The following is a 13827-nucleotide window of genomic DNA, read 5'->3' on the forward strand; positions in this document are numbered from 1 at the left end:
AAAAAAGATGGCTCTACTTAAACGCTAGCAACTCACTTAGTGGGTTATCTGAATATCTTGAAAAATGCTATGAATATTATGACCTTGAGTATCAACTGCAACTGTAACTGGCATATCTTTAACTTCAAATTCATAAATTGCTTCCATACCCATCTCTTCAAATGCAATTTTTTTAGCCTTTTTAATAGACTTAGAGATTAAATAAGCCGCACCACCTACTGCAATAAGATACGTAGCCTTGTGTTTTTTAATAGCCCGTGTACTATCTTCGCCACGCTCTGCCTTGCCAATCATGCCTAAAATGTTAGTATTATCTAACATCATATCGGTAAACTTATCCATACGTGTGGCAGTCGTGGGGCCCGCTGGGCCAATGACTTCATCACCAACGGCATCCACTGGACCAACATAATAAATAAATTTATTGTCAAAATCTACACCATCTGGTAAGCCTTCGCCATTATCAAGCATTTGCTTAAGGCGCTTATGTGCCGCATCTCGTCCGGTAATAATTGTACCTGTTAACAATAAGGTATCGCCAATATTCCACTGAGCCATTTGCTTGCGGGTTAAGCTGTTTAAATCAATTTTTTTATACTGAGAATAATCCATCTCTAATTGAGGGTAGCTATCCATATCTACTTCTGGCAATTGAGCCACACCCGAACCGTCAAGTGAAAAGTGTAAATGGCGCGTTGCTGCACAATTAGGAATCATCGCCACTGCTTGAGAGGCGGCATGAGTTGGATAATCTTTAATTTTGACATCTAATACCGTTGTCAAACCGCCCAAACCTTGTGCACCAATACCCAAATGATTAATTTTATTAAATAACTCCAGACGTAGTTTTCCAAGGTTACTAGGGTTTGGTTTTTGTGTAATATCTTGAATATCAATAGGCTCCATCAAACTTTCTTTTGCCATTAACATAGCTTTTTCAGCTGTACCACCAACACCAATACCAATCATACCTGGCGGACACCAACCAGCACCCATAGTTGGTATGGTTTTTAGCACCCAATCAACAATATTATCATCTGGTGCAAGTACGCTAAATTTTGCCTTATTTTCAGAGCCACAGCCTTTAGCTGCCACAATAAAATTAAGTTGATTGCCCTTAACAACTTTCATATGAATAACTGCAGGTGTATTGTCTTTGGTGTTAACCCTAGTAAATAGCGGGTCTTTTACAATCGAAGCCCTGAGAGGATTATTTGCATAGGTAAATGCCTGACGAACGCCTTCATTAATCATGTCTTCTAATGACAAATCAGCCGCCCAAGTGACATCCATACCCACTTCAACAAATACATTCACAATACCAGTATCTTGGCACATTGGGCGCTTACCTAAAACTGCCATTTTTGAATTAATAAGAATTTGTGCAATAGCATTTTTTGCAGCTTTGTGAGTTTCTTTTTCATAAGCATTGGTCATGGCCTGAATAAAATCAGGACTGTGATAATAAGAAATATATTGCAAAGCATCAAAAATGCTTTCTATGACATGTTTTTGCTGAATTTTCATGTTTATAAGGTGTTAATTATTACTGATTATTTATAGTATTATATCTCTTTATTTTACGAATACTTAACTGGGAATTTTTATGTTTGATTTTTTAAAAGGTCAAAGTCTTTCTATCGACTTAGGCACGGCTAATACATTAATTTATATGGATGGTGCTGTGGTACTTAATGAACCATCAGTAGTTGCCATTCATAACGACAGAAGGTCACTAGAGTCAACTGTTATTGCTGTAGGTCAAGATGCTAAAAATATGCTGGGCAGGACGCCTGGTTCTATTGAAGCCATCAGACCCATGAAAGATGGTGTGATTGCTGATTTTAAAATTACTGAGAAAATGCTACAGCATTTTATTCGCAAGGTTCTACATTCTGGCTTTTTTTCACCCAGCCCTAAAGTGCTTATTTGCGTGCCTTGCGGTGCAACTCAAGTTGAGCGTCGCGCTATTAAAGAAAGTGCTGTTAGTGCAGGTGCACGTGATGTTTATTTAATTGAGGAACCAATGGCGGCTGCACTAGGTGCAGGTATGGCGATTGAAGAAGCTTCAGGCGCTATGGTTATTGATATTGGCGGTGGCACAACTGAAATTGCAATCATGTCACTAAGTGGCATTGTATATTCTGACTCACTGCGCGTAGGTGGCGATGTGTTTGATGACATGATTGTTAAATTCGTACGTCGTGAACACGGCATTATTATTGGTTACTCTACTGCTGAACAAATCAAAGAAGAAGTTGGTTCTGCCTTTAAATCAAATGCTATTAAAGAAATGCAATTTAGAGGTCGTGATGTTGCTAAAGGCATTCCAGTGAGTTTTAATATAACCAATACTGAAATTCTACAAGCCTTACAAGAACCACTTAAAATGATTGTTAGTGCTATTAGAACTGCGCTAGAGAAAACACCTCCAGAGTTAAGCTCTGACATTGCTGAAAATGGCTTAGTTCTCACAGGTGGCGGTGCGCTTTTGGACGGTCTTGATAAGCTTATTGGTCAAGAAACCAATCTACCAGTACGTATTGCTGACGATCCACTCACTTGTGTTGCTCGTGGTGGTGGTGTCGCACTTAGTATGATATCCGAACATAATATAGGGTTTTTAGCTGCTGAGTAGTTAAATACTGATTAACGATTTATAGGGTTGCCAACATGAAGTTTCTTAAACTTTTTATCCCTGTCATTATCGCTATACTACTTATACTCTCTGATTATAAGTTCTCATATCTTAATCATCTAAGACAACCAATTGCAACCTTAATATCACCCATCTATATGATAGTAAACCTACCTTCACAGATTTATATTTGGATTGATGAGCAAGGTACCAGCAAAGGTCAATTAATCAGAAATAATAATAATTTACATCGTGAATTATTAAAACTCAAGGCTAAATTACAAACCTACAACGCTTTAACGCTTGAGAATAAAAAACTCCAAGCGCTTTTAGGTTCAAGTTATGCCATCAAGCAACAAAACTTTACCTTGGCAAGAATAAGTGCACTCAGCCAATCTAGACTAAAAAAACAAATTATTATTAACAAAGGTAGTAATAGCGGTATCAAGGTTGGGCAGGTTGCCTTAAGCGCTAAAGGCATTATTGGGCAAATATCGCGAACAACACCACTATATTCAACCATATTAATGGCTAGTGACCCTACGCAACATGTGCCTGTTAAAAATGAACGTAATGGTATTCGTGGCATCAGCAGGGGTGTTGCTGAGAATAATCATCTATTAGATGTTGAATTTATCGAATCAAATTTAGACGTTAAAGTAGGTGATGTATTTCTAAGTAGCGCCATTGGCTCAAAATTTCCAGATGGATATCCACTAGGAACAGTAATTCGCGTAGAAGAACACCAAAATGAGCCTTTCTTGCACATCCAATTAAAACCTGCTCAAACACTAGAGCAACTAGAATTTGTCATTATTGCGACCGATTAACCATGAATGTACAGCGCCCTTACATATTTCTCATTAAGATTACTTTTTTTGCATTAATTCTAAGTGTAGTACCCTTAAATGATATGTTGTTAGATGCATCTGCATTTTGGTTATTGCTTTTTTATACCTATTGGTTGGTATATTTTCCAACCAAAGCCAAATTTTTTATTGCACTCATTCTTGGCTTACTTATTGATGTCTTACATGGTGACATTTTGGGACAAAATGCCTTGGCACTCATATTGAGTAGCCTATTTATTAATAATGTCAAACAATCATTTTTTGTATCCAACCTAAGCACTCAACAAATCTATGTGTTTATATCTAGCAGTATTTATCTAGCATTTTTCTTACTAACTTTTGTATTAACACAAGGTTTTGTTATCAACTATTACTTATTTTTAGCACCATTTACTGGCGCATTAGTTTGGCCAGTCGTTCGGTTTTTATTATCAAAATGCAAAGCATAAACAATACTCAATTTGAAAACAAAGCGCTCTTTTCTAGGCTGAGGTTGGCGCTTATTTTTATTTTTTTACTAACTACTTTGTTAATGGTTACAATTTACAATTTACAAATAGTAAATCATGAATATTACTTAGAAGAAGCTTTGGGCAACCAAATGCGCACTCTACCCATAACACCTAGTAGAGGAAAAATATTTGATCGCCATGGTAATGTTTTAGCCACTAATAAGTTAGCATTTCGGTTGACCTTAACACAAGAAAAAACTAAAAATATTGCTAAAACACTACAACAACTCAAACAATCTGGCTTTATCAACGATAATGACATCAAAAGCTTTAATAAAAATGCAAGGCGTTATCAAAAATTTCATAGCATCCCAATCAAATATAATCTTAATGAGACCCAGGTTGCAAAATTCTTAATTAGCAATGCTTTTATTGGTGTAAATATAGAACCTTATTTTCATCGAATTTATCCTAACCAGGATTCCGGCGTTCATGTCATTGGTTATGTTTCAAGAATGACTAAGAAAGACAAGCTTTTTTATGATAAGAAAAACTATTCAGGAACCTTATTTGTAGGCAAAACCGGCATTGAAAAACAATACGAAACACGATTGCATGGCACTAATGGCTTACAACAAATTGAACGAAATGTAAGTGGCAAAGTTATCGACACCCAAGTTATTAAACCTGCTATTGCTGGTGAAAATTTATATTTAAGCATTGACTTAGATATGCAAAAAAAAGCAGAAACATTACTTCAAGGTAAACGTGGTTCAATTGTAGTTATAAATGTCAGAAATGGGGAAATATTAACGCTAGTTAGTATGCCCATCTATAATCCAAACTGGTTTGTTAATGGCATATCACATACTAACTATAACCAGTTACAAACTTCAACAAACATCCCTCAGCTTAACCGCGCCGTTCAAGGGTTATATCCACCAGGGTCTACAATTAAACCCATGGTGGCTCTAGCAGGCTTGGAAGAAAATATTATTACTAATAAAAGTAGCGCCTTCTGCCCAGGTTATTACAAATTACCCAACGTTAAACGCAAATTTAACGACTGGAAAAAAACAGGGCATGGACACGTAAATGTCAAAGACTCAATCGCGCAATCGTGTGATGTATTTTTCTATGATTTGGCAGATAAACTGGGTATTGACAAATTACACGATAATTTAGACTTATTTAATTTTGGCCGAAAAACAGGCATTGATATTCCCGGAGAAAGCGCTGGCGTTCTACCCTCTAAAACTTGGAAAAAAATTAATAAAAATGAGCCTTGGTATCGAGGAGAGACCTTAATTACAGGCATTGGTCAAGGATTTATGGCTGTTACTCCCTTGCAGCTTGCAGTTGCCACAGCAGCGATTGCCAACAAGGGGCTTTTGTTTCAGCCAACCTTACTTAAAAATACGCAGGTGCCTGGCAATATAATTATTAAATCTAAGAAAGGGCATCATGTACAAATTCCAATTAAAAATATTCAAAATTGGGAAGATGTGATTGACGGTATGAAACAAGCTATTTACAGCCCTAAAGGCACTGCTAGAAGACTCAATAAAGGTTTAACTTATACATTGGCTGGAAAAACTGGTACTGCACAAGTGTTTGGTCTTGACACTGAAGAGCAATATATTGCAGAAAAACTTGATGAAAAATTAAGGGATCATGCTTTATTTACTGGCTTTGCCCCTATTGAGAATCCAGAAATAGCCATCGCTATTATTGTTGAAAATGCAGGCAATGGCAGTTCAAAAGCAGCACCAATTGCACGTCAAGTGCTTGATGTATATTTTGACAAGCAACTAAACAATACTTCGCCTTAATAAATCTTGCTCAATTGGGAATGTTAAGGTTGCATCCATGCGGTAACGTGCTTTAAGTTGGTCTAATTGTAGTTGGTTAATTTCATCGTATAAAATAATGATTTTAGCCTCAGGCGAGTTTCCTTCTAAGGTTGTTAGCAAAGACTCAATATTACTGACTCGGTCTCGAAACTCTGGATTGTAACCAAATTCAGCCACCAACACTTGGTAGGTATTTTTCTTAGTAAGTTTGCTTGCCTTTCTTTGAGAGTCTTCAAAACCATCCTCATCAACAAAAAATAATAAATTATTACTCATGAGTCATGCTCTTGTTGTTGGTAAAACGTTTGTTTAAAGTCTGAGAATTTATTATTTTCAATGGCGCTACGTATCTGTGACATTAAGTCTTGATAATAATAAAGGTTGTGAATGGTATTAAGCCTTGCGCCTAAAATTTCATTTTCCCTTTGCAAGTGATGCAAATAAGACTTGGAGTAATTTTGACAAGTGTAACAACTACAATTTGTATCTAACTGGTTAGTATCAAGTTTGTACTGTGCATTACGAATTTTAACAATACCAACCGAGGTAAACAAATAACCATTACGAGCATTGCGTGTTGGCATAACACAATCAAACATATCGATGCCGCGCTCAACCGCCTCCACTAAGTCTTTTGGCGTGCCAACACCCATTAAATATCTTGGCTTGTCACTAGGCAGCTGGATTGATAGATAATCTAATATCTTTATCATTTCTTCCTTAGGCTCGCCCACGCTCAAGCCTCCAATTGCAAACCCATTAAACCCTATTTCAACCAAAGTAGCTGCCGACTGCGTACGCAAATCCTCATACATACCACCTTGTACAATACCAAATAAGGCATTTTTATTATTTAAACGATTATGCTCACTTTTTGAGCGCTGCGCCCAGCGTAAAGACAATTGCATGGATTGATCGGCTGTTGTTTTGTTAGCAGGATAAGGTGTGCACTCATCAAAAATCATAACAATATCTGAACCAAGTTTGTACTGAATTTGCATGGATTCTTCTGGACCCATAAAAATCTTTGCCCCATCTTTGGGTGAGCGAAAATCCACACCTTTTTCACTAATTTTTCTTGTTTTTCCTAGGCTAAATACCTGAAAACCGCCAGAATCCGTTAGTATCAGACCTTGCCAGTGCATGAAATCGTGTAAATCTCCATGTGCCTCAATAACATCTATACCTGGTGTAATTGCCAGATGAAAGGTATTCCCTAAAATGATTTGTGCACCCAGACCGCTCACTTCTTCTGGTGTCATGGCTTTAACTGTACCATAGGTACCAACTGGCATAAACGCTGGCGTCTCAACCTCGCCTCTATCAAAAATCATTTTGCCACGACGTGCTGTCTTATCTGTATTTTTTAATTCAAATTTCATCACTTTTCTCATTAACTTGTAACTGCCATAATTTAGCATATTCACCATTAGACTCTAACAACTGAGCATGTGTGCCACTTTCTTGCACCCTACCATCTCCAAGAACGATAATTTTATCAGCGTCAACAATGGTAGAGAGTCGGTGCGCAATTACTAAAATGGTGTGCTTACTAGCCAGTTCTTTTAATGCCTTTTGCACCATTTTTTCTGAATAGGAATCTAGCGCCGATGTTGCCTCATCAAAAATTAAAATAGGTGGGTTTTTTAAAAGCACTCTGGCAATCGCCAAGCGCTGCTTTTCACCACCAGAAAGCTTCAAGCCACGCTCACCAACCAACGTATCATAACCTTGAGGAAGCTTATCAATAAATTTGTCAATAAAGCTGAGTTTGGCTACTTTTTCTACTTCTTGTCGGCTTGCATCTTGTTTTCCATAAGCAATATTGTAATAAATACTTTCATTAAACATCACTGTATCTTGCGGCACAACGCCAATGACTGATTGTACTGAACGCTGATTAAGGGCTTTGATATTTTGCCCATCAATTAAGATTTCACCGCTAATCACGTCATAAAATCTGAATAATAATTTAGCCAATGTCGACTTTCCAGACCCAGATTGACCTACAATGGCTACTTTTTGCCCAGATTCAATGACAAAACTAACATCTTCTAATACTTTATCTTTACCTTTGTAAGCAAAAGAGATACACTTAAATTCAACCTTTCCTTGACTGACTTGTATTTTTGGTGCTTCTTTAGAGCTGCTCACTTCCGATTGACGATCAAGCAAATCAAACATATTATTCATGTCAATAAAATTATGCTTAATCTGCCGATACACAATCCCCAAAGAACCTAAAGGCATAAACAACTGTAGTAACAATGCTTGGATCATAATCATATCACCAAGACTCAAACTTTTGTCAACCACGCCTTGAGATGCCGACATTAAAATAATGGTCACGCCTGCCGCAATAATAGCGCCCTGGACAAAGTTAAGTGCCGTCATTGAGGTAAAACTTTTGGTGGCAACATTTTCCCAGCGGGTCATAGTCTCATCGTAACGATTAATCTCAAAGTCTTCTTGGTTAAAATATTTAACCGTCTCATAGTTAATCAAACTGTCCACTGCGTTGGTATTAGCCTCAGACTGCATATCATTCATTTGATAACGATACTTCATCCGCCAAGTTGTAATGGCCAGTGTAAACCCGACATAAAAAACCACAGTCAATAATGAAATACCAGCAAAGAAAATATCATAATTCAGCCACAAAATACCAATCACTAAACATATCTCAAAAAATGAAGGAATAATGTTAAACACAAAAATCGATAATAAGGTGGATACACTTTGAGTGCCACGGTCAATATCACGAGTAATACCGCCAATACGGCGATCCAAATGAAAAGACAAGTCCAATGTGTGTAAATGCTTAAATACACCAAGTGCAATCAAATGCATCGCATGATAACGAACGCGTGCAAAAATCGCATCACGAAGCTCGTTAAACAACGAACTAGCAAGCCTAAGTACGCCATAAGCAAAAAGTAGCCCTAATGGCAAAATTAGTAAAAGGTTAGTTTGATCTAAAGAATCAACAATTTCTTTTAAAACAACGGGTACTGTAACATTGGCAAGCTTTGCGAAAATTAAAAACATTGTTGCCAAAACAACGCGCACACGCATTTTTAATAAATAAGGCAAAAGCTTTTTTAAAACCTTAACATCTCTGGTTTTAAAATCATAGGCTTGGGTTTGTTTATCATTACCGCGCATCATTAATTGGGCGGTTATCAGGTAAAAAGGCACCTTTTTCACAAGCAATTTTAACCACATCACTAGCTCTAAACTGAGCTAGATTTTGCAATAATTCTTGTTGCCAGAACGCATGCATCTCACACAACTGTGGATGCGTATGATTACAACCCAATACGTGTAACGAGCACTGGCCAACTTTCCAAGGCCCTTCGCCCATTACCTCGCCTTTAATAATATTAATACTATAAGTTAGGTCTTTTTCTAAAAAAAATTCAAAATATAAAACACCCTTTAGATATTCAAACAAAGCCTCTATTACTCTTGTTTCGCCATTAGGGTATTTAATATACAAAGGTGAGCACATAGTAAATAGTTTATTCACAACTAAATACTTGGTTAATTTGTTCAAAACCAAACCCACGTGATTGTAAAAAACGCTGTTGTTTGGCTTTTTCTTTATAATTTTTAGGCAATTGCTCGCCATATTTTTTTAGTCTAACGCTTTTAGCAAGTTCAAAAAAATCAATGGTTGATAAATCAAAATCTTCAATGCCTTTTTGTTTGAGTTGTTGGCTGATTAGCACACCGCCCTTGCCTTGATTAGTGCGCATAAGTACAAATGCCTCAGCAAAGCGCTCATCGCTTTGATAATTATTTTGTGCTAGTTGCGCTAAGACTGGCTCTATTTCTTCGACGACATAACCTTTGGCGCTTAGTTTTCGTGTCAACTCTAAAGCAGAATGCTCACGCTGAACCAGTAAGCTTAACACCTGGTGGTAAGCTTGGTTAATCGACGTCTTGATTGCTAACGTCCTTTTCAATATCTGCTTCTTTAGTTAGTAATTTTTCACGGATTTGTGTCTCTATTTTTTGACTGAGCTTAGGGTTTAATTTTAAATATTCACGAGCGTTGTCTTTACCTTGGCCAATTCGTTCCCCTTCAACACTATACCAAGCACCTGCTTTTTCAACAAACCCGTGCTTCACGCCTAAATCAATTATTTCACTTTCAAGTGAAATACCCTCATTGTAAAGGATTTGAAATTCTGCTTGTTTGAAGGGCGGTGCAACTTTATTTTTTAAAACCTTAACGCGTGTTTCATTGCCTAAAATCTCATCGCCTTTTTTAATCGTGCCAATGCGGCGAATATCTAAGCGTACTGAGGCGTAAAATTTCAACGCGTTACCACCAGTTGTGGTTTCAGGATTGCCAAACATAACACCAATTTTCATACGTAATTGGTTGATAAAAATGACCATGGTATTGGTTCGCTTAATGTTTGAGGTGAGTTTTCTAAGTGCTTGAGACATAAGTCGGGCTTGAAGTCCCATATGTGAAGCGCCCATTTCACCTTCTATTTCTGCCTTGGGTGTTAGTGCTGCAACAGAGTCAATCACCACAATATCCACGCTACCTGAGCGCACTAACATATCCGTAATCTCTAATGCTTGCTCACCTGTATCGGGTTGTGAAATTAACAAATCATCCGTGTTAACACCCAAACGTTTAGCGTATCTAGGATCAAGCGCATGCTCAGCATCAATAAAGGCCGCTGTACCACCTAGTTTTTGTACCTCAGCAATCACGTGCAATGTCAAGGTTGTTTTACCTGATGACTCAGGACCATAAATTTCGATCACTCTCCCCCTAGGTAAACCACCAATACCTAGGGCAATATCTAGGCTTAAACTACCTGTAAACACTGCCTCAATATCACTTTGAGCCTGGTCATCGCCCAAAAACATAACTGAACCCTTGCCAAACTGTTTATCAATCTGTGCAAGGGTTGCTTTTAAGGCTTGTTTTTTCTGTTCATCCACGTTGTTTCTCCTAGGTAAAATGTTGTTTTTTCTTATGAAAAATATTTTCACAATTATATCTGAAATATGCCGGCAACTTTTTCAATAAATGACACTCAAAATATGGCAATCGCACTCAAACTTGCCAGTCAAGGAATATACGGTGTAAAGTCTAATCCTATGGTCGGTTGTGTGATTGTAAAACATGCAAAAATTATTGCCAAAGGCTATCACCAAACCTTTGGCAAAGCGCACGGGGAAATTAACGCCTTACAACAAATTAACCATCAAGCTCAGGACGCCACGTTTTACATCACCTTAGAACCTTGCTCACACCAAGGTAAAACCCCGTCTTGCACACAAGCCATTATTGACTCAGGTGCTAAAAAAGTTGTTATTGCTATGCTTGACCCTAATCCATTGGTCAATGGTAAAGGTGTCGTTATGCTTGAAAATGCAGGTATTGAGGTTAAGATTGGCTTGTTAGAAAATAATGCATTAACTCTTAATCAAGGATTCATCAAACGCATGAAAACCAATCAGCCCTTTGTGCGCTGCAAAATAGCTATGAGTCTTGATGGTAAAACCTCAATGAGCTCAGGTGAAAGCAAATGGATTACCTCAGAAATCGCAAGATTGGACGTGCAAAAACTACGTGCCAATCACCAGGCAATTATGACTGGTTCAGGCACAATTATTAATGACAATCCTTTAATGACGGTACGTCTTGATGATGTCAATTCAACGCCACTACGTGTTGTGGTTGATAGTAAAAACCAAATAACAGATACCTCGCTTAATATATTTAACACCGATGCACCAACACTAATCCTAAACCCAACTAACACTAAAACGTTTGACTCTGGCGAATTGCACCTTAATGATGTCTTAACCCAATTAGGCAATCAAGGCATTAACAATGTCCTACTTGAGGCGGGGCCTAAGCTGATTAGTGCTATGATTAAAAGTAACTTAATTGATGAGTTTGTTATTTATATGGCGCCTGTATTGATGGGTAGTGATGCCAATTCAATGCTTAATCTAATTATTAAAGATATGACTCATAAAATTAAACTAAATATTATCGATATTAAAATGGTGGGTGATGACATCAAAATAACTGCCACTTTGAAATGAACAGCTTGACTAATAAAAATATCATCCTTGGCGTTAGTGGCTCTATTTCGGCTTATAAAGCACCTGATATTGTACGCCGATTACAAGATTTAGGTGCTCAGGTAAAAGTGATTCTTACTGAGGGAGGTGCTAAATTTATTACTGAATTATCCTTACAATCAATCTCAAAAAATAAAGTTCATTACAATTTATGGGATAAGGATGCTGAACTTAGCATGGGACATATTGAACTTGCGAAATGGGCAGATGCCGTTTTAATCGCGCCTGCCAGTGCCAATACCATCGCCAATATCGCTCTAGGAAAAGCTAATGACTTATTAAGTAGTGTTATTTTAGCAAATGATGCAACACTACTCATTGCACCTGCTATGAACCTAAAAATGTATCAGTCTCATGCACTTCAAGACAACTTATTAACGCTCATTAGTCGTCATGCAATCATCATTAAGCCAGAATCTGGTGAACAGGCCTGTGGTGATATTGGTATAGGCAGACTTGCAGAGCCATTAAGTATTGCAAAACAAGTAGCTAAGCAGTTCATTAGTACAAAACTTACTGGTAAAAAGGTGTTGATTACTTTGGGTGCCACTATTGAAGCCATTGACCCAGTTAGGTTTATTTCTAATCACAGTAGTGGAAAAATGGGCATGGCATTAGTTAATGCTTGTATTGAAATGGGCGCATCAGTGACTTGTATTTATGGCAATATCACCACAACTCTAAATGCAAAATCTAACAATATGCCCATCATTAGTGCGCAACAGATGTATACTAAAGTTATGAATAACATTGTTGGTCAAGATATTTTTATTGCTTGTGCGGCTGTAAGTGATTTTTCTGTTAAAAATTCAAAAAATCAGAAAATCAAAAAAGATGGAAAAAACCTAATACTTGAGCTCATTCCAAACAAAGATATATTGGCAGATGTCTGCAAATTAGGAGAAAAACCTATTTGTATGGGTTTTGCTGCAGAAACGCAAAATACGTTAAAAAAAGCTCAAAAAAAGCTCAAAAATAAAGGCTGTGATGTCATTATCCTTAATGACGTTTCAAATGCTGATTTTGGCTTCAATGTGGATGAAAATGAGGTGGTTTTTTTAAGTCAAAACTTAAACAAAAAAATTGCCAAAAATAGCAAACAAAAAGTGGCAAAAAAAATCCTTGCAATCTTTATTAAAGAATACTTATAAACACCAAAAAATGCTGTTAGATCAATACCCAATAGACTTACTCACAAAACTGTGGATAAACATGTTAATATTTCATTGAAAAGCGCTCAAAACGTTGATATATTGCACCTTTTTATGGTTTTAATTAAAAATTAATCAGTTATAATTTTTAATTAAAAATCAATAACTTATATAAATTTATAAAAAACCAACAGCTGAGAAAATGTCTATCAATTGATTTGAAAACACTTCAGAGGAAAACTTAACTGGTTTCACCTGTTAAACCAAGGGTTTCACGATATATTTAGTAATGATAAATCAATAATGACATGCTTTACAAAAACCCTTGATTAGTGTCAACTATTTATGCTAGTTTATGGCCTAAGTTTCTTGCTTAGTATTTTCACTTAAAAATATCAAACTTTGAATGGGATGTAATCTTTGCCCTATTCTTTGCTATTTTCGTCACTTTTAAGCAATACAAAACACAATCAATCAATCAATCAATCAATCAATCAACATGATGATTCTGCTGCTGGGTTTTGCTTGGATGAGAGTGTTTTCTACCCATATTTTAAAATCTAAAATTGACGCTGTTTATCTAAATACGCCAATCAATATTATTGGAAAAATATCAAGCCATAAAACAACTTTTATTTTCAAAGTTGAACAGCCCTTTAATGCCAAAGTCAAATTGTCTTGGTATGGCAAAAATTTACCAGTATTGCAAGCCAATGATCAATAGTATTTGTAGGTAACACTAAAACGCAATAATGGCTA

Annotated in this window: 14 protein-coding genes; 7 read left to right on the plus strand and 7 right to left on the minus strand. The window is 36.8% G+C overall.

The features are described 5' to 3' along the window. Window positions 1–36: 36 nt before the first annotated feature. Window positions 37–1527 carry a fumarate hydratase gene (locus CVPH_RS06150; RefSeq protein WP_201340851.1) on the minus strand — a complete coding sequence of 497 codons (1491 nt, stop codon included), beginning with the start codon at window positions 1525–1527 and terminating at the stop codon, window positions 37–39. Between the two features lie 79 nt (window positions 1528–1606). Between CVPH_RS06150 and CVPH_RS06155 the strand changes: the two genes are divergently transcribed. From CVPH_RS06155 to mrdA, 4 genes are read left to right on the plus strand one after another with little or no spacing between them, the layout of a single operon-like run. Further along, the gene (locus tag CVPH_RS06155) at window positions 1607–2638 is read left to right on the plus strand and encodes a rod shape-determining protein (protein ID WP_201340852.1); all 1032 of its coding nucleotides are present in this window, start codon (window positions 1607–1609) and stop codon (window positions 2636–2638) included. 35 nt (window positions 2639–2673) lie between these two features. Beyond that, window positions 2674–3468 (plus strand): rod shape-determining protein MreC, encoded by a 795-nt coding sequence (gene mreC, locus CVPH_RS06160; protein WP_201340853.1) that lies wholly within the window; start codon window positions 2674–2676, stop codon window positions 3466–3468. Window positions 3469–3470: 2 nt separating this feature from the next. Then, window positions 3471–3938, plus strand: a complete 468-nt coding sequence (gene mreD / locus CVPH_RS06165) for a rod shape-determining protein MreD (RefSeq protein ID WP_201340854.1) — start codon at window positions 3471–3473, stop codon at window positions 3936–3938. After that, window positions 3926–5773 carry a penicillin-binding protein 2 gene (gene mrdA, locus CVPH_RS06170; protein ID WP_201340855.1) on the plus strand — a complete coding sequence of 616 codons (1848 nt, stop codon included), beginning with the start codon at window positions 3926–3928 and terminating at the stop codon, window positions 5771–5773. The genes mreD and mrdA overlap by 13 nt, the downstream gene beginning before the upstream one ends. Here mrdA and CVPH_RS06175 read toward each other — a convergent pair. From CVPH_RS06175 to recA, 6 genes are read right to left on the minus strand one after another with little or no spacing between them, the layout of a single operon-like run. After that, on the minus strand, window positions 5753–6070 hold the full coding sequence (locus CVPH_RS06175; RefSeq protein ID WP_201340856.1) for a hypothetical protein: 318 nt from the start codon (window positions 6068–6070) through the stop codon (window positions 5753–5755). The genes mrdA and CVPH_RS06175 overlap by 21 nt on opposite strands. Then, window positions 6067–7176 (minus strand): tRNA guanosine(34) transglycosylase Tgt, encoded by a 1110-nt coding sequence (tgt, locus tag CVPH_RS06180; RefSeq protein WP_201340857.1) that lies wholly within the window; start codon window positions 7174–7176, stop codon window positions 6067–6069. Before tgt ends, CVPH_RS06175 begins: the two co-directional genes overlap by 4 nt. Next, the gene (locus CVPH_RS06185; RefSeq protein WP_201342440.1) at window positions 7166–8959 is read right to left on the minus strand and encodes an ABCB family ABC transporter ATP-binding protein/permease; all 1794 of its coding nucleotides are present in this window, start codon (window positions 8957–8959) and stop codon (window positions 7166–7168) included. Before CVPH_RS06185 ends, tgt begins: the two co-directional genes overlap by 11 nt. Beyond that, window positions 8949–9323 carry a hypothetical protein gene (locus CVPH_RS06190; RefSeq protein ID WP_201340858.1) on the minus strand — a complete coding sequence of 125 codons (375 nt, stop codon included), beginning with the start codon at window positions 9321–9323 and terminating at the stop codon, window positions 8949–8951. The genes CVPH_RS06185 and CVPH_RS06190 overlap by 11 nt, the downstream gene beginning before the upstream one ends. Further along, window positions 9316–9762 carry a regulatory protein RecX gene (locus CVPH_RS06195; RefSeq protein ID WP_225879660.1) on the minus strand — a complete coding sequence of 149 codons (447 nt, stop codon included), beginning with the start codon at window positions 9760–9762 and terminating at the stop codon, window positions 9316–9318. The genes CVPH_RS06190 and CVPH_RS06195 overlap by 8 nt, the downstream gene beginning before the upstream one ends. Further along, window positions 9728–10762, minus strand: a complete 1035-nt coding sequence (gene recA / locus CVPH_RS06200) for a recombinase RecA (protein WP_201340859.1) — start codon at window positions 10760–10762, stop codon at window positions 9728–9730. The genes CVPH_RS06195 and recA overlap by 35 nt, the downstream gene beginning before the upstream one ends. Before the next feature lie 66 nt (window positions 10763–10828). On the opposite strand from recA, the gene ribD reads away from it, so the two are divergent. The 3 genes from ribD to CVPH_RS06215 all read left to right on the plus strand — a co-directional run bounded on the left by ribD (window position 10829) and on the right by CVPH_RS06215 (window position 13792). Next, complete coding sequence (gene ribD, locus CVPH_RS06205) at window positions 10829–11878, plus strand: bifunctional diaminohydroxyphosphoribosylaminopyrimidine deaminase/5-amino-6-(5-phosphoribosylamino)uracil reductase RibD (protein WP_201340860.1); 1050 nt, start codon at window positions 10829–10831, stop codon at window positions 11876–11878. After that, window positions 11875–13068 (plus strand): bifunctional phosphopantothenoylcysteine decarboxylase/phosphopantothenate--cysteine ligase CoaBC, encoded by a 1194-nt coding sequence (gene coaBC / locus CVPH_RS06210; protein WP_201340861.1) that lies wholly within the window; start codon window positions 11875–11877, stop codon window positions 13066–13068. The genes ribD and coaBC overlap by 4 nt, the downstream gene beginning before the upstream one ends. 499 nt (window positions 13069–13567) lie before the next feature. Continuing rightward, the gene (locus tag CVPH_RS06215; RefSeq protein WP_201340862.1) at window positions 13568–13792 is read left to right on the plus strand and encodes a hypothetical protein; all 225 of its coding nucleotides are present in this window, start codon (window positions 13568–13570) and stop codon (window positions 13790–13792) included. The last annotated feature ends 35 nt before the right edge of the window (window positions 13793–13827 follow it).

Source organism: Abyssogena phaseoliformis symbiont OG214, assembly GCF_016592595.1.
Classification (GTDB): domain Bacteria; phylum Pseudomonadota; class Gammaproteobacteria; order PS1; family Pseudothioglobaceae; genus Ruthia.